Here is a 16,588-nt window from a genome sequence, read left to right as displayed (position 1 = left end):
CCGGGGTCAGTCCGCGGGCCTGCGCCTCCGCCGTCCGGAACGACTCGATCAGCAGGTCGGCACCCGCCACCGCGGCGAGCAACCGCCCGGCCCCGTCGGCCCCGTCGAGGTCCAGCACCGCACTCCGCTTGTTGGCGTTGCCCAGACCGAAGCCGATGGGGTCGGCGCGGCCGGGCGACCCGCCCGGCCGCTCGATCCGCAGGACGTCGGCGCCCAGGTCGGCCAGGAACCGGCCGCAGCCCTCCCCCGCCCCCTCCGCCAGGTCGATGACGCGCATCCCGGCCAGCGGGAGGATGTCGTGCTGGGTGGTCGTACCGCTCACGCCCTGCATCCCTTCGGTCGTCGCCGCCTCGTCGCGGCCCGATCACTCCTTACCTACACATCGTAGGTTAGCTGTCGCGCGCTGTCGGTGGTCGCTGTCACTACGGGCGACAATTCCCGTTCTTCGTCTCGCGTGTCACGATCGATCCGGAGGACGGCGGACCCGGCACGGGACCGGACGGACCACCGGACGCCGCGCGCGGCCCGACGTTCCCCGGCCGGTCCCGGTCGCCGGTGTATCCTGACGACCGATCGCAGGAGAATGAGGTGACATGTCGAGAACCCCGAGCGGTGGCCGACGTCAGGCGCCCCGCAACCGGGTCTCCGACCCCGCGACGGCGATCCTGCTCGCGGCGGAGGCGTGCTACCTGCGGCTCGGCATCACCAAGGCGACGATGGACGACATCGCCCGGGAGGCAGGGGTCTCCCGTCCGACCGTCTACCGGCACTACGCCAACCGCGACGACCTCGTCCTCGGGGTGCTGCTTTCACGGGCGCGCGATCTGCTCGACCGGGCCCGGCGGTTCATCGACACCCGCGGCCGGATCGACGACAAGCTCGTCGACGGCATGCTCTTCCTGGTCGACGCGGGTAGCCGCGACCCCCTGGTGCAGCAGCTGGTGAGCCTGGAGTTCATGGACGGGATGCAGGACCACCCGGACGCCGCCCGGCTCCCGGTCACCCTCACCACCGAGCTGTGGGCCCCGATCCTGCGACAGGCGCAGGAGGACGGCGAGGTCCGCGCCGAGCTCGACGTCGCCGACTTCTGCACCTGGCTCACCTTCATCGAGCTCGTGCTGCTCAGCCGGCTGAGCCGGCCGTCGGTCACCGACGACGATCGGCGTGCGCTGCTGCGCACCTACGTCGCGCCCGCCCTCCACCGGGCCGGGATCCGCGCCGAGGTGCCCGTAGCCGGCTGACCGCGGGCGCCTCAGGCCACGAGGGAGGGCAGCAGGAAGTCGCCCACGAGCTCCCGTACCCCCGGCCCGCCCGGCGCGAAGAGGTCCTCGCGGCCGATCATCATGAACTCCAGGTCGGCCATGACCCCGCAGAGCTCGCGCGGGTCGATGTCCGCCCGCATCTCGCCCGCCTCCTGGGCGGCCACCAGGATGGGCTCCCAGACCTCGAGGGTCAGCTGCTCGGCGACCTTCCCCGCGGTCAGGATGCCGCTGGTCGCGCTGAGGTTGTCCGGCTGGAGCAGGGCGCGCAGGATCGGGTCCCGCCTGCCGCCGCGGACCAGGTAGCCCAGCCCGTCGACGATCTTCGCCGGGAAGTCGGGACGGCCGGAGATGTACTCGCGGGCGCGGACACCGAAGCTCCGGGCCCGGCGGGTGACCACCTCGACGATCAGCGCGTCCCGGTCGGAGAAGTAGCGGTAGACCGTCGGGCGCGACACCCCGGCCCGGCGGGCGACGTCGTCCATCGTGGTCCGGCGGACGCCGTAGTCGAGGAAGCACTCCTCGGCCGCGGCCACCAGGCGGGTCCTGGCCTGCTCCGGCCCACCCGCGAACGGACCTCGTCCCCGTGCCACCCGTGACCTCCCGGATCGTTCCACCTCGCGACGAGCCTAGCGGCCCGGACCGACCTTCTCGAACACCGGCAACGTCTCCCCCGGGTCGTCGGGTCCGCCCGACACCACGAAGCGTGCCCGCAGCGCGTCCCCGACCCGCAGCGCGCCGGTGTCCCCGACCAGCCGGACGACCAGCCACGGGCCCTCCGTGAGCTCGACGACCGCGCTCACGTACGGGACCGCTTCCGCGAGCACGGGGAGCGGGGCCCGGTGGACGACGGCCCAGCTCACCAGCGTGGCGTCCCCGGAGACCCCGGTCCCGGTGAGATCGGCCGAACCGTCCGAGGGGTCGGTGCGCGCCTCCGGGGGCAGGACGGTGCCGGACGGCCCCCGCTGCACGAGCAGCTCCCCCCGCGCGGCGGCGTCGTAGAAGGCTGCGGTCGCCGGGTCGCGCTCGACCTTCGGGAACCTCGTCATCGCGGGCTCCTCCCACCGTGGGTCCGTGCCGGACCGCTGTCCCGGCGGTGCGGGCTGAGCACCAGCGTGGAGTGGTGCTCGAGGATGCCGCCGTTCCCGCTGACGAGGACGACGTCGTTGCGTGGTGCCTGTCGCGCGCCGCCGGCTCCGCGGGCCTGGACGACCGCCTCCGACAACGGGGTGAAACCCCACATGTAGTACGACGACAGCTGGCCGCCTCCGGTGTTGCAGGCCAGCGACCCGCCCGGTGCCAGCCGGCCGCCCGAGACGAAACCGCCGCCCTCGCCCTTGGCGCAGAACCCGTAGTCCTCCAGGGTCACCAGCACGGTGAAGGTGTAGCAGTCGTAGATCTCGGCGACGTCGACGTCGTCGACGCCGATCCCCGCCATGGCCATCGCCTGCGGCCCCGACCGGGCGGCCGGGGTGACCAGGCCCCACTCCGATCCCGCCTGCATCCGGCGGGGTGCGTGCGCCTGGCCGTGACCCCACAGGTGCACCGGGGGCCGGGCCAGGTCGGCCGCACGGTCGGCCGAAGTGACCACGACCGCGACGGCGCCGTTGCTGACCAGGCAGCAGTCGAGCAGGTGCAGCGGCTCGGCGATCCACCGCGAGTCCCGGTGGTCGTCGAGAGTGATCGGGTCACGCATCTGCGCCAGCGGGTTGTGCCGTGCCCACGCCCGCTGCGCGACCGCGATCTCGCCGAGCTGCTCGGAGGTGGTGCCGTAGCGCGACATGTGCCGCTGGGCGCACATCGCGTAGAGGATGGTGGGGTTGGTCGCACCCGAGGCCACCGACCACCCCGCGAGTCCGCGCACGGCCGCGCCGCCGCCGGACCGCCGGCCCGGGTTGCCGTAGCTCGACCCGGCCGACTCCTTCGGCCGGAGCGGGCTGTCCGCGAACACGCACGCCACCGTCGTGGCCGCACCGGCCGCGATCGCCTGGGCCGCCTGCGCCACCATGACGCCCGCCGTGGCACCGAACGCGTTCACCTGGTTCAGCACCGACAGCTCGTGCAGGCCGAGCACGGCGGCGAGCCCCACACCCACGTCCTGCTTGATCCCGGAGCTGACCAGCAGTCCGTCGAGGTCGGCGAGTCCGAGGCCGGCGTCCGCGACCGCGGTGCGCACCGCCTCGGCGGCGAGCGAGGTGGAGGAGCGGCCGTAGACCCTGCCCATCTCGGTCAGACCGAGACCGGCGATCGCGGCGCCCGTCATCAGCGCCCCTCCCAGCGGGGGGCGCGCTTCTCGGCGAACGCGGTCGGCCCCTCACGGGCGTCCCGGCTGCCGAAGACCGTCGTCATCGCCTCGTCGCTGAGCGCCCAGGCCGCGTCGTCCCAGTCCGAGCCGGCGTCGCGCGACCGGTGCACGACGCGCTTGCTGTGCCGCACCGACAGCGGCGCGTTGCCGGCGACGACCCCGGCCGTCGCCAGCGCCACCTCCAGCGCGGTGCCCGCGGGCGCGACCCGGTTCACCAGACCGAGCTCGTGGGCGCGTGCGGCGCTGATCGGCTCCCCGGTGAGCACGGCCTCGAGCGCGACTTTCTGCGGGATCTGCCGGGCGAGCCGGATGACCCCGCCGGCGGCCGCGACGAGACCGCGGGTGACCTCCGGGAGCCCCAGCGACGCGGTCTCGTCGATGACCGCGAGGTCGCAGGCCAGGACGATCTCGGTGCCCCCGCCCAGCGCGAAGCCGTTCACCGCGGCGATGGTGGGCTTGTCGACCCACTGCCGGACGAGGCCGGCGAAACCGCGTTCCGGGTGGTCGCGGTCGTCGATCCTCCGTCCGCGCGCGACCTCCTTGAGGTCGGCACCGGCGCAGAAGCCGCGGCCGGCCCCGGTGATCACGATCGCCCGCACCTCGTCGTCGACGGCGGCGGCCGCGAGCGCGTCGCCCGCGGCGGCCGACAGGTCGGCGTTGACCGCGTTCATCGCACGCGGACGGTTGAGGGTGATCAGGCCGATGTGCCCGCGACGCTCGTAGAGTGCCGCGGCCTGCTCGACGTTCTCGGTGGCGGTCATCGGCTCTCCGGGGTGAGGTAGACGGACTTGAGGGCGACGTAGGGCGACAGTCCCTCGGGGCCCAGCTCCCGGCCGAGACCGCTCGCCTTGATCCCGCCGAAGGGCCCGAGCACGTCGAGCGCGTAGTGGTTGACGCCGACCGTGCCGGACCGGATCCGGTCCGCGAGCGCCTGTCCCCGTCCCGGGTCGGTGGTCCAGACGGTGCCGCCGAGGCCGTACTCGGAGTCGTTGGCGATCCGGACCGCGTCGTCCTCGCCGTCGTAGGGCAGGACGCACAGCACGGGGCCGAAGATCTCCTCCCGGGCGATCGCGGCGTCGTTGTCGAGGTCCGCGAACACCGTCGGCTCGACGAACCAGCCCCGCTCGCGGCCCTCCGGGACACCACCACCGGTGGTGGCGCGGGCACCGGCGGCGCGGCCGGCCGCCACGAGCCCGAGCACCCGGTCGCGCTGCGCGCCGCTGACCAGCGGCCCGATCCGGGTGTCGCGGTCCAGCGGGTCGCCCACCGGCAGGGAGCGCACGGTGTCGGTGATCGCGTCGACGATCTCCCGGTAGCGGTGGCGGGGGGCGAGGATGCGGGTGCACGCGTGACAGGTCTGGCCGTTGTTGGCCAGCGACACCTCGGGCAACGCGGCCAGGAACGCGTCCAGGTCGGCGTCCTCGGCCAGCAGCGCCGCGGACTTGCCGCCGAGCTCCAGCGTGACCGGCCGCAGTAGCCGTCCGCAGACCTCGCCGATCGCCCGGCCCGCGGCCGTGGACCCGGTGAAGGCGACCTTGTCGACGCCGGGGTGCGCGACCAGGTGCGCCCCCGCCTCGCGGCCACCCGGCACGATGTTCAGCACGCCGTCGGGCAGGCCGGCCTCGAGGGCCGCCTCGGCCCACACGTAGGCGTCGAGCGCGGTCTCGGGTGCCGGCTTGAGCACGACGGTGCAGCCCGCGGCCAGCGCCGGGGCGATCTTCATGGCCGCGAGCGCCTGCGGGTAGTTCCAGGGGGTGACCGCGGCGACGACACCGACCGGCCCGCGCCGCACACGGACCCGGGCCAGCGTCCCCGAGCGGAGGTCGTCGACGTCGAGCTGCTCGGCCAGGCCCGCGTAGTAGTCGAGCATCATCGGCGGGGCGAACCCGTTCGCGCCGATCGACAGCGACCGGGGCATCCCGTTCTCCCGGCTGACGAGCGCGGCGGTGTCCTTGCCGCGGGCCGTCAGCGCGACTCCGAGCCGACGCATCGTCGCGGCCCGCTCGGCGCCGGTCGCACGGCCCCAGGGGCCGTGCAGCGCGTCGGACGCGGCGGCCACGGCGGCGTCGACGTCGGCGGTGCCGGCCAGGGCGGCGACGCCGAACGGGGAGCCGGTGGCGGCCTCGAACACGTCCACGCGCTCGGTCCCCGCCGGCGGGCGCCACCGACCGCCGACGAAGAACGAGCTCCGCTCGACGGTCCCGGCGAGATCGTTCGTCACGAACCGCGTCTCCTTCCGCGCCCCGGGGGCGCCGCATCGCGTCCGGAGTGCCGGACGCTATCTGCCGGTCTCTGCGACACTCAACGTCATATGTCTCACCATGTTGAGCGGCACCGCCCCTACCGGACCGCCGTGCCGCGCGGTAGAAAACCTACAGCCTTATGGTTTGGCTCGGGCCACCGACACCGTCGTAACCGTTCGACTCGCCCGGCACGGGCCACGACAGCCGGAGGAAGGCCATGACGACGACCGACACCGCGCACACCACGCAGATCCGGTACGACCGGAGTGACGCCACGGCGGTGATCACGCTCGACCGGCCGGACCGGATGAACGCGTTCACCTCCACGATGGCCGCCGAGCTGGTCGGTGCCCTCGACCGGGCCGACGCCGACGACGCCGTCCGCGTCGTGGTGCTCACCGGGGCCGGGCGCGGGTTCTGCGCCGGGGCCGACCTGGGACGGGGCACCGACACCTTCGCCTTCGGCCCGCCGGACGCGGCCACCGGACACGGCACGATCGACGGTGTGGCCCGGGATCTGGGGGGCGTCGTCGCGCTGCGGATCGCCGCCTCGCGCAAACCGGTCATCAGCGCCGTCAACGGGGCCGCCGTCGGGGTCGGGGCCACCATGACCCTCCCGTCCGACGTGCGGATCGCGTCCGACAGCGCGCGCTTCGGCTTCGTGTTCGCCCGTCGCGGCCTCGTCCCGGAAGCCGCGTCGACCTGGTTCCTGCCGCGCATCGTCGGCATCTCCCGTGCGATGGAGTGGGTGAGCACCGGGCGTGTGTTCGGCGCCGACGAGGCACTCGCGGGTGGCCTGGTCTCCTGCGTCGTGCCCGGGGCGGAGCTCCTCGACGTGGCGCTCGCGCTGGCGGCCGAGATCGCCGACAACACCTCAGCCGCCTCGGTCGGGCTGTCCCGCAGGCTGCTCTGGGGCATGCTCGGGGCCGCGGACCCGTGGGAGGCGCACCGGCTGGAGACCCTGGTGATCGACGAGCTGGGCCGCGGTGGTGACGTCGCCGAGGGCGTCTCGTCGTTCCTCGAGAAGCGGCCCGCCCGCTTCCCGGACCGGGTCGACGACCGGATGCACCTGGTACCCGAATGGCCCTCGGCGACCGCGGGAGGCACCCGGTGAGCGCCTCCACCGACGTCCGCAACGAGCCGGACGACACCGTGGTCCGTATCGAGAGCGACGGCATCGTGCTGGTCGGCGACCTCCGGGCACCGAGCGGCCGGGACCGGCGCGGCGCCGCGCTGCTCCTGCACGGCGGCGGCCAGACCCGGCACTCCTGGCGGCGGACGGCGCGTCGGCTGACCGGGACGGGCTGGGCGGTGCTGTCGCTGGACCTGCGTGGACACGGCGAGAGCGGGTGGGCACCGGACGGCGACTATCTGCTCGACGCCCACGTCCGCGACCTGCGTGCCGCCGTCGAACGGCTCGGCGAGCCACCGGTCCTGGTCGGTGCCTCACTGGGCGGGATGACGTCCCTGCTCGCCCTCGGCGAGGACCCCGGGCTGGCGCGCGGGCTCGTCCTGGTGGACGTGACGCCGCGGACCGAGCGGACCGGCACCTCCGCGGTGGCCCGGTTCATGCGGGCCGGACACGACGGGTTCGCCTCGCTCGAGGCCGTGGCCGACGCCGTCGCCGCCTACAACCCGCACCGTCCCCGGCCGCGCGACCCCGCCGGTCTGCGGAAGAACCTGCGCCGCCGGGACGGCCGCTGGTACTGGCACTGGGATCCCCGGATGGTGGCCGAACGGCAGACTGCCCCGGAGACCCTGGACCTCAACGAGCGCAGGGCCGTGGACGCCGCACGCAGCCTGCGGGTGCCGACGATGCTGGTGCGCGGGACGGGGTCCGACGTGGTCAGCCGGGACGGCGCCCGCGAGTTCCTGGAGCTGGTGCCGTCGGCCTGGTACCTCGAGGTCGAGGGCACCGGGCACATGGTCGCGGGCGACGACAACGACGTCTTCACCGGGAACCTGCTCGCGTTCCTGCGCCACGTCGCGGAGGACGCCGACGGCCGCGCGGCCGGGCCGGAGCGGCCCTAGCGACGGCCCCCGGCGCCACCCGCCGCGGGACCACCGGGGCACGACCCGGACCGTCCACACCGGACGGACCGGGTCACCGGTGACCGGGCTCCGCACGGGCCGCGGCGAGCAGGCCCTCCACCGTGACGATCCTGCGGCGCGGGGCGCCGGCCCCGCGCCCGCCGAGCCGCTCGGCGCGGTCGATCGCCCGCCACCCGGCGAGGCCGATCCGCTCCGGCCTGCGGGCCGCGAGCAGCCGGTCGAGGTCCTCGGCCGCGGTCGGCGCGGGATCGACGAGCCCGCCCGCCGCGTGGTCGGCGAGCAGCGAGCCGACGGTCTCGGCGGCGCACGTCCGGTTGGTGCCGATCACCCCGGACGGGCCGCGCTTGATCCAGCCCGTCACGTAGTGGCCCGCCACCACCGGGCCCACGGGGCCGGCCAGGACCCGGCCCGCCTCGTGGGGGACGGCGGACCGCTCGTCGTCGAAGGGCAGACCCGCCACCGGGACGCCGCGGAACCCGGTGGCCCGCAGCACCAGGCCGCACTCCACGTCCTCCGTCCCGCCGTCCGCGGTGCCGAACCGGACCGCGCGCACCCCGTCCCCGCCCAGGATCTCGCGCGGGGTGCGCCCGAACCGCAGCACGATGCGGCGGCGTGCGGGGTCCGCGACCCGCCCGGCGAACCGGGCGACGACCTTGGCCTTCGTCCGTGCGGCGAACTCCGGCGCGGGCCCGGACACCGCCTCGGAGTCCGCGACGAGGACCTGCACACCACCGATGCGGTCCAGGCCCAGCAGCTCCGGGGTGCTGAACGCACCCCGCGCCGGGTCCCGTCGTCCCACCACCTGCACCTCCCGGATCCGGCTGCGGCGCAGGGCGTGCAGAGCGGGGGGCGCGATGTCGGTGGTCGCGAGCTCCTCGGGGTCGGTCACGAGCATGCGGGCGAGGTCGAGCGCGACGTTGCCGTTGCCGATCACGACCGCACGCGTCGTGTCCAGCGACGGGGCCCACCCGGCGTGATCGGGATGGCCGTTGTACCAGTGGACGAGGTCGCGGGCCGAGTGGCTCCCGGGCAGGTCCTCGCCGGGGATGCCGAGGCGCCGCTCCCCCGCCGCACCGACCGCGTGCACCACCGCGTGGTGCCGGTCGAGCAGCTCCGCCGCGGAGACGTGCGGCCCCACCTCGACGTTCAGGTGGAGCCGGACCTGTGGACGGCGCAGCAGGCGCTCCATCCCGTCGCCGAAGGTCCTGGTGGCGCCGTGGTCCGGCGCGACCCCGTAGCGGACGAGCCCGCCGGGGACCGGCAGCCGGTCGAACATCGACACCTGCACCTCGCCCGCCGTGCGCTCCAGCAGTTCCTGGGCCGCGTAGTAGCCGGACGGGCCGGTGCCGACGACGGCGACGCGCAGTCCGCCCGCCGGCCGGGGCGTCGTCCGGGCCGGCACACGACCGGGCAGGCGGGGCGGGTGCACCTGAGCGAACCACGACTCGGCCAGGGCCATGCCGGCCCGGCCCGCGTCGTCGAGCACCCGGTCGGTGACGATCGCGCCGACCGGGCAGACCTCCGCGCACGCGCCGCAGTCGATGCACGAGGACGGGTCGATGTAGAGGTTCTCGGCCGTGCTGAACCCCGGGTCGCCGGGACGGGGCCGGATGCAGTCGACCGGGCACACCTCCACGCACGCCGCGTCGTTGCAGCAGGTCCGGGTGATCACGTGGGTCATCGGTCGCCCTCCGGGGCGGCGATCCCGGCGGACCGCACGGTGACGGGCACGCCGTTGAAGACGGGCGTCCCGGTGAGCGGTTCGAGCTGCCGGTCGTCGACGAGCCGGTTGACGTTCGCGCCGGGGGCCGCGGCCGCCCGGGTCATCCGCAGCCCCTCGCCGGTGTGGCCCCACCCGTGCGGCAGGCTCACCACGCCCGGCCGGATGTCCCCGCTCACGCGCAGCTCGGCCACGACGGTGCCGGACCCGGTCCCGACCTGCACCGGTTCGCCGTGCACGAGGCCGAGGCGGGACGCGTCGGCCGGGTGCATCATCAGGCCACCGGGCCCGTCGTCGCGATGGGGCAGGGCGTTGTGCAGCCACGAGTTCATGCCGCGGTGCTGCCGTCGGTTGATCAGGCGGAGCTCGGTGGCGGGGACGGTGCGGAGGCTCTGCCACAGCCGGGGCACGTCGCCGGTGAGCACCGCGGGGGCGACGTCGACCCGCGAGCCCGGGGTCCGCAGCACGTCCGGCAACCGTGGCTCGAGCGGCCCGAGGTCGACGCCGTCCGGTGTGGTCTCCAGGCGCGCGAGGGTGAGCCCGTCGGCCTCGGCTCCGAACCGGTCCCCGAAGGGCCCGCTGCGCACCCGCATGTCGACCAGCCGCTCCGGTCCGCGGCGCGGGGCCACCGCCGCGAGCACGTCCTCGGCCCCGATGCCGCACAGCCGTCCGGCCCGCCGGGCGGCCTGGGCCGCGATCTCGTCGTCCATGGTCTCGATCGCGAGGTCCGGCGTGCCACGCACGATCGCGGCGATCCTCAGCACCTGGTGCCACTCGGGCATCTCCCCGGGGGCCGGGTCCAGCGCCGGCGGGCTGTAGCGCGCCACGGTGCGGATCTGGAAGTGGTTGAGGGTCAGGTCCATGTGACCGTGCGCGAACATGTGCGGCGCCGGCAGGACGACGTCGGCGTGCCGGGTCGTCTCGTTCAGGTAGGTGTCGAGGCAGAGCAGGAACCCGACCTCGCGCAGCGCCCGCTCCACCTCCGCACTCCGGGGGACGCTGCGTGCGGGGTTCCCGGCGATCGTGATGAGCGCCCGGACCTGCCCGGGGCCGGGAGTGAGGATCTCCTCGGCCAGGCAGGCGACGGACAGCTCGCCGAGCATCTCGGGGAGCCCGCGGACCCGTGACCGCCAGCGGCCGGACTGCGGCCGGGCGGGACCACCCGGCCAGGTCGTCGGGCCACCGGCCGGCGGTGTCGCGAACATGGCCCCGCCGGGCACGTCGAGCCGGCCGGTGGCGATGTTCAGGACCTCCACCAGCCAGTTGGCCAGGGACCCGTACTCCTGTGTGCAGGTGCCGATCCGGGAGTGCGCCACCGCCGCGGGTGCCGTCGCGAACCCGATCGCGAGGTCCTCGATCTCCCGCGCCCCGACGCCGCACACCGGCGCCACCCGCTCGGGGGTGAACGGGCGGGCGAGGGCCAGGACCTCGTCGAGGCCGTCGACGTGGGCCCCGGCCGGGCCGGGGTCGGCCAGTCCCCGCGCGTCGATGACCGACAGCAACGCCATGAGCAGGTGCGCATCGGTGCCCGGCCGGATCGCCAGGTGCCGGTCGGCCATCTCGGCGGTACGGGTCCGTGCGGGGTCGACCACGGTCAGGGTGCCGCCGCGCCCGCGCAGGTCGTCCAGCCGCCGGGCGAACCCGGGGGCGCAGACGGTGCTGCCGTTGGAGACAACCGGGTTGCTGCCCAGAAGCAGCAGATGGTCGGTGCGGTCGATGTCGGGGAGCGACATCCCGATCCCGGTGCCGTACAGCAGCGCCGTCACCAGGTTCTTCGGCCACGTGTCCATGCTGGCCGGCGAGAACAGGTTGCGGGAGCCGATGGCGCCGAGCAACGCGGGCAGGTACAGGGTGTGGTCCAGGTGGTGGGCCGCGGGGTTGCCGGTGTAGACGGCCACCGACTGCGGGTCCTCCGCGACCAGTGGCGGCAGCCGCCGCCCGATCTCGGCGAAGGCCTCCTCCCAGCTCGTCTCCCGCAGCCGGCCGTCGCGCCGGACCAGGGGGACGGTCAGCCGGTCCGGATCACCGTCGAGGCGGGCGAGCCCCAGCCCCTTGGCACAGGCGTACCCGTGGCTGAACCGGTCGTGCGGGTTCGGCCGGACCGAGCGCGCGAGCCGGCCGTCGAACTCGACGAGCAGGCCACAGGTCGCCTCGCAGAGCGGACAAATCCGAGGACGGTGGCCGGTCGGGTCGACCGGCGTCGCCGCCGTTCCAGCATGAGACATGAAGGGTCCCCCCTGTCGTCGGGCCGGTCCCGTGCACGGTCCGCGGCCTCCGTGCTGCCGGGTGGTCGCCGCGCGACCACCCGGCAGCACGGGTTCACCGCCCCAGGCGGCGCTTCCAGTCGTGGGCCCCGAGGAACCGCACGATCCTGCCCATCAGCTCCGAACGGGCCGGCACGACCGGGAACCAGTTGAGCTCGGCCGTGAGCTCGATGCGTTCCGAGACGACCGACTGGCGCCGGCAGTACTTCAGGACGCCCTCGGCGCCGCCGAAGCGGGTGCCGAGCCCGGACTGCTTCCAGCCGCCCATCGGGACCGGCATCTGGAACACGGCGACGAGTGCGTTGTTGATCGAGACCGACCCGGCCTCGATGAGCCGGGAGAGCCGGTCCGCCCGGCGCCGGTCCCGGGTCCACAGGCTGGACGACAGCCCGAAGTCGGAGTCGTTGGCCATCCGCAGCGCCTCGTGCTCGTCGGCGACCTTCATGATCGGCAGGGTCGGGCCGAAGGTCTCCTCGCGCATGCAGTCCATCGAGTGGTCCACGTCGACCAGCACGGTCGGTTCGAAGTAGCTGCCCTCCCCCGCTCCGCGCCGCCCACCGACGAGCACCCGCGCGCCCTTGGCGACGGCGTCGGCGACGTGCCGCTCGACGACCTCCAGCTGGGCGGGGGTCACCATCGAGCCGATCTCGGTGGCGAAGGCCCCGGGGGCGTCCATGCCCTGGCGGATCGCGCGGACCTTCTCGACGACCTTCGCGACGAACTCGTCGTGGACAGGAGCCTCGACGTAGACCCGCTCGACCGAGATGCAGGCCTGGCCACCGTTCATCATCGCGCCCCACACCGCACCGCCCGCGGCACGTTCGAGGTCGGCGTCGGCGAGCACGATCATCGGGTCCTTCCCGCCCAGCTCCAGGCTGCACGGGATGAGCCGCTCGCCCGCCCGGGCCGCGATCCGCCGCCCGGTGGCCACGGACCCGGTGAACATGACCATGTCCACCTGCTCGACGACCGCGGCTCCCACGGTGCCGTCGCCGATGACGCACGCCAGGACCGGGGGCCCGCCGATCTCGTTCCACCCCTCGACCGCGGCGGCCCAGGTGAGCGGGGTGACCTCGGAGGGCTTGCTCAGCACCGCGGCGCCGGCGACCAGGGCGCCCACCACGTCCATCATGGGCCCGGCGAGCGGGCCGTTCCACGGCGTGATGAGCCCGACGAGCTGGTAGGGGCGGTGGCGGACCCGCAGCCGGCGGACCTTGTTGGGGAGACCCGCCGGGGCGACCCTGCGGTCGGCCAGGAACCTCTCCGCGTTGCCGGTGAAGTAGTTGATGACGTCGACGGCCACCTGCATCTCGACCGCGCTGTCGGACCACGACTTGCCGGTCTCGGCCTGGACGAGGCCGATCACCCGCCGCTCGTTGTCGAGCAGCCAGTCCAGCCAGCGCCGCAGGTGCCGGCTGCGCTCCCGCGGCCCGAGTGCCTCCCACGCGGGCTGCGCCGCACGCAGGTCCCGGGCCACGGCGACGACGTCGTCGGCGCCCTGCCACGAGACGGTGCCGACGACCCGGCCGTCGGCCGGGCACCGCACCTCGCGCTCGGCACCCGCGTGGGCGGTGGACCGGGGGTCCCGCTCGGTCGTCGCGCTCATGGCTCTCCTTCGAGTCCGTGTCCTCGGCCGGCTGCCCGCGGCACCCAGCTCGGTATCGATGAGACAGATTACGTCATCTGTAACGACTCGACACCTGTCGCGACACGGGTCGTTCAGCGCACCCGGGGAAACCGCGCGGGCGCGTCGGCGTAGGCCGCCCGCAGGTCCCGCTTGGCGATCTTGCCGCTGGCCATGCGCGGCAACGGGCCGTCGTGCGCGATCACGTACCGGGGCACCTTGTAGTCGGCCAGCCGCTCGTTGCAGAACGCCACCAGACCGGCCGGGTCGAGCTCGCCGTCGGCGCACACGACCGCCGCCGGCGTCTCGCCGAACTTCGCGTCGGGCACGGGCACGACCGCGACCTCCCCGACCCCCGGCACCTGGGCGATGACCGTCTCGAGCTCCGCCGGGGAGATCTTCAGGCCGCCGGAGTTGATCATCTCGCCGATCCGGTCCACGTAGGCGAGCAGCCCCTGCTCGTCGAGCGTGCCGAGGTCTCCGGTGTGCAGCCAGCCGCCCCGCAGGGCCTGCTCGGTCGCCTCCTCGTTGCGCCAGTAGCCGGGGAACATCCCGGGACCGCGCAGGAGGATCTCGCCGACCTCACCGGGTGCGCAGTCCCGCCCCTCCAGGTCCACGACCCGTACCCGGGTGAGGGGGCCGCCCCAGCCGCACCGGTCCGGGTGCCGTGCGGCCCCCTCGGCGGACATGGCCGTGGCCGTTCCGCCGATCTCGGTCTGACCGTAGATCTGGCGCAGCGCCACACCCCGGGGACGCCACCGCTCCAGCAGCGGGACCGGGACCCGCGCACCACCGACCCAGGCCGTCGTGAGGTGGTCCAGGCGGGTGTCGGCGAAACCGGCGACCCCGGCCACCTGTTCGAACAGGATCGGCGGGCCGGTGAAGGTGGTGATCCGGGCGTCGCGCAGGACCTCCAGCGCCCGGGGCGGGTCGAACCGCGGCTGCAGGTGCATCGTGCCGCCCTGCACGACGCTGCGCGCGAGCCCCCAGATCACCCCCGCCGCGGTGAACATCGGCAGGACGAGCAGCACGCGCAGGTCGTTCGGTGCCACCGGCTCGCCGAGCGACCACTCGTGCACGACCCCGGCGATCGTGCGGTGGGTGAACACCACCCCCTTGGGGGTGCCGGTCGTCCCGCTGGTGAACACGATGGCCGTGGGGTCGTCCGGGTCGGCGTCGAAGGCCCCCACCGGCGGATGGGCGACGCCACGCGCCGCACCGACGACCTCCCCGAGGTCGAGCACGGTGAACTCCGCGCCCGAGTCGCGCACCTCGTGCAGCACGTCGAGCTGCTCGGTGGCACCGAACACCGCGGCCGGCTCGCACAGGGAGACGAGTGCAGCCAGCTCACCGGCCCGGAACCGCTGGTTGAAGCCGCAGGCCACCGCACCGGTCTTCCAGGCGGCGACGGCGGCCACGCACCACTCGAGGCTGTTCGCCCCCACGATCCCGACGCGGTCACCGCGCCCGATCCCGCGCTCGCGCAGCCCGGTCGCGACCCCGTCCGACCACGAGTCCAGCTCGGCGTAGGTGACGACGTCGCCGTCGAAGTCGATGACGGGATGGTGCGGGACGGTGCGGGCCCACCAGGTCAGGGCATCGACGACGGTACCGCTCACGATCGTTCTCCAGGAGTCGTGGTGGACGGGTGGGTCAGGAGAAGAGCGGCGCCGTCTCCTCGGTGAGGTTCACGGCCTTCAGCTCGTAGTAGGAGTCGATGGCCTCCGGACCGGTGTCGCGACCGACCCCCGAGCACTTCATCCCGCCGAACGGCGCCTCGGTGTTGTAGGTGAAGGAGTTGACGCTGAACGTGCCCGTCCGGACCCGGCGCGCGACGTGCGCGGCCCGCTCCGGGTCCGCGGTGAAGACGGCGCCGTGCAGGCCGTACTCCGAGTCGTTCGCGATCGCGATCGCCTCGTCGAGCGTGTCGTACCGGATGACCGACGCGACCGGCCCGAAGATCTCCTCCTGGGCGATCCGCATCCCGTTCTCGACCCCGGTGAAGACGGTGGGCTGGATGTAGGCCCCCGTGTCCATGCCGGCCGGCACGCCACCGCCGGTGGCCACGGTGGCCCCCTCGGCCCGGCCGGTCTCGATGTAGCCCAGCACCCGTTCCTGCTGCCGCTTCGACACCAGTGGGCCCATCGTGGTGGCGGGGTCGAACGGGTCACCGACCACGAACGACTCGGCGGTCGCGACCAGGGCGCCGACGACCTCGTCGTAGCGGTTGCCCGGGACCAGGACCCGGCTGTAGGCGGCACAGACCTGGCCGGTGTTGAAGAACGACCCCGTGGCGAGCCCGGTCATCGTGGTGGTGAGGTCGGCGTCGTCGAGCACGATCGCGGCGGACTTGCCGCCGAGCTCGAGCTGCAGCCGCTTGAAGCTGCCACCGCACTCCCTGCCGATCTGGCGCCCGGCCGCCGTCGACCCGGTGAAGCTGACCTTGTCCACACCCGGGTGTGCGACGAGGGCGCGGCCCGCGTCGCGGTCCCCGGTGATGTAGTTGAAGACCCCGGCCGGGACCCCGGCCTCGGTCAGCGCCTCGGCGATGAAGAACCCGTCGAGCGGGGTCTCCGGAGCGGGCTTGTAGACGACGCTGCAGCCGCTGACCAGGGCGGGCCAGAGCTTGGAGACGGCCATGTTGAACGGGCCGTTCCACGGCGCGATCGAGGCGACGACGCCGACCGGCTCCTTGATGACGGCGGCCGGTCCGTGCATCGTCGTGCGGAGCTCGGTCAGGCTGCTGCCGCGCGCGACGTCCAGGAAGAACCTGCCGACGCCGAGGGCGCCGGGGATCTGCATGGCGGCGAAGGTGCTCGGCAGCCCCATTTCCGCGGTGACCAGTCGCCCGATCTCGTCCAGCCTCGGCTCGATGAGGTCGATCGCGCGTGCGAGCACGTCGACCCGGTCGGCCATCGGGAGGTGCCGCCACACGCCCTCGTCGAACGAGCGGCGGGCGGCCCGCACGGCCGCGTCGACGTCGTCGGCGTTCGCATCGGGCGCCTCACCGATGACCTCGTCGGTGGAGGGCGAGATGACGGGGATCCGCACCGGCGACGCCGGCTTCCGCCATTCCCCGTCGATCAGCAGTTCGTTCCGCACGTCCATGAGCATGTGTCCC

At 74.1% G+C, this 16,588-nt stretch carries 14 protein-coding genes; 3 read left to right on the top strand and 11 right to left on the bottom strand.

Going from position 1 to position 16,588, the window contains the following annotated elements:
* The coding region (locus KPL57_RS45870) for a CoA transferase (protein ID WP_308253108.1) at positions 1-322 on the bottom strand (322 nt) is incomplete at its 3' end.
* A gap of 271 nt (positions 323-593) precedes the next feature.
* On the opposite strand from KPL57_RS45870, the gene KPL57_RS45865 reads away from it, so the two are divergent.
* Positions 594-1,241 carry a TetR/AcrR family transcriptional regulator gene (locus KPL57_RS45865; RefSeq protein ID WP_226356744.1) on the top strand — a complete coding sequence of 216 codons (648 nt, stop codon included), beginning with the start codon at positions 594-596 and terminating at the stop codon, positions 1,239-1,241.
* An 11-nt stretch (positions 1,242-1,252) separates the two neighbouring features.
* Here the strand turns inward: KPL57_RS45865 and KPL57_RS45860 are convergent, their stop codons facing one another.
* The 5 genes from KPL57_RS45860 to KPL57_RS45840 are packed head-to-tail and all read right to left on the bottom strand — an operon-like array spanning position 1,253 to position 5,785.
* Positions 1,253-1,852 carry a TetR/AcrR family transcriptional regulator gene (locus KPL57_RS45860; RefSeq protein WP_226356743.1) on the bottom strand — a complete coding sequence of 200 codons (600 nt, stop codon included), beginning with the start codon at positions 1,850-1,852 and terminating at the stop codon, positions 1,253-1,255.
* 36 nt (positions 1,853-1,888) lie between these two features.
* Positions 1,889-2,308 (bottom strand): Zn-ribbon domain-containing OB-fold protein, encoded by a 420-nt coding sequence (locus tag KPL57_RS45855; protein ID WP_226356742.1) that lies wholly within the window; start codon positions 2,306-2,308, stop codon positions 1,889-1,891.
* Positions 2,305-3,522, bottom strand: coding sequence for a thiolase family protein (locus KPL57_RS45850; protein ID WP_226356741.1), 1,218 nt, complete (start codon positions 3,520-3,522; stop codon positions 2,305-2,307). The genes KPL57_RS45855 and KPL57_RS45850 overlap by 4 nt, the downstream gene beginning before the upstream one ends.
* Positions 3,522-4,325, bottom strand: a complete 804-nt coding sequence (locus tag KPL57_RS45845; protein ID WP_226356740.1) for a crotonase/enoyl-CoA hydratase family protein — start codon at positions 4,323-4,325, stop codon at positions 3,522-3,524. Before KPL57_RS45845 ends, KPL57_RS45850 begins: the two co-directional genes overlap by 1 nt.
* The gene (locus KPL57_RS45840; protein ID WP_226356739.1) at positions 4,322-5,785 is read right to left on the bottom strand and encodes an aldehyde dehydrogenase; all 1,464 of its coding nucleotides are present in this window, start codon (positions 5,783-5,785) and stop codon (positions 4,322-4,324) included. Before KPL57_RS45840 ends, KPL57_RS45845 begins: the two co-directional genes overlap by 4 nt.
* A gap of 239 nt (positions 5,786-6,024) precedes the next feature.
* Here KPL57_RS45840 and KPL57_RS45835 point away from each other — a divergent pair, with 239 nt between their 5' ends.
* Both KPL57_RS45835 and KPL57_RS45830 read left to right on the top strand, forming a co-directional pair.
* Positions 6,025-6,921: an enoyl-CoA hydratase-related protein gene (locus KPL57_RS45835; protein ID WP_226356738.1), complete on the top strand. Its 897-nt coding sequence runs from the start codon at positions 6,025-6,027 to the stop codon at positions 6,919-6,921.
* The gene (locus tag KPL57_RS45830; RefSeq protein WP_226356737.1) at positions 6,918-7,838 is read left to right on the top strand and encodes an alpha/beta fold hydrolase; all 921 of its coding nucleotides are present in this window, start codon (positions 6,918-6,920) and stop codon (positions 7,836-7,838) included. Before KPL57_RS45835 ends, KPL57_RS45830 begins: the two co-directional genes overlap by 4 nt.
* Before the next feature lie 73 nt (positions 7,839-7,911).
* On the opposite strand, the gene KPL57_RS45825 is transcribed toward KPL57_RS45830, so the two are convergent.
* The 5 genes from KPL57_RS45825 to KPL57_RS45805 form a co-directional block, all read right to left on the bottom strand.
* Complete coding sequence (locus KPL57_RS45825; protein ID WP_226356736.1) at positions 7,912-9,540, bottom strand: 4Fe-4S binding protein; 1,629 nt, start codon at positions 9,538-9,540, stop codon at positions 7,912-7,914.
* Positions 9,537-11,804, bottom strand: a complete 2,268-nt coding sequence (locus KPL57_RS45820; RefSeq protein WP_226356735.1) for a molybdopterin dinucleotide binding domain-containing protein — start codon at positions 11,802-11,804, stop codon at positions 9,537-9,539. The genes KPL57_RS45825 and KPL57_RS45820 overlap by 4 nt, the downstream gene beginning before the upstream one ends.
* Before the next feature lie 94 nt (positions 11,805-11,898).
* A complete protein-coding gene (locus KPL57_RS45815) occupies positions 11,899-13,449 on the bottom strand; it encodes an aldehyde dehydrogenase family protein (RefSeq protein WP_226349867.1) in 1,551 nt (516 codons plus the stop codon).
* A 113-nt stretch (positions 13,450-13,562) separates the two neighbouring features.
* A complete protein-coding gene (locus KPL57_RS45810; RefSeq protein ID WP_226349868.1) occupies positions 13,563-15,086 on the bottom strand; it encodes a class I adenylate-forming enzyme family protein in 1,524 nt (507 codons plus the stop codon).
* A 34-nt stretch (positions 15,087-15,120) separates the two neighbouring features.
* On the bottom strand, positions 15,121-16,575 hold the full coding sequence (locus tag KPL57_RS45805) for an aldehyde dehydrogenase (protein ID WP_226349869.1): 1,455 nt from the start codon (positions 16,573-16,575) through the stop codon (positions 15,121-15,123).
* Between the last annotated feature and the right edge of the window lie 13 nt (positions 16,576-16,588).

It is taken from the genome of Pseudonocardia sp. ICBG601 (assembly GCF_020496245.1).
The sequence above is the reverse complement of the archived record's forward strand: the minus strand, read 5'-3'. Positions and strand labels throughout refer to the sequence as shown.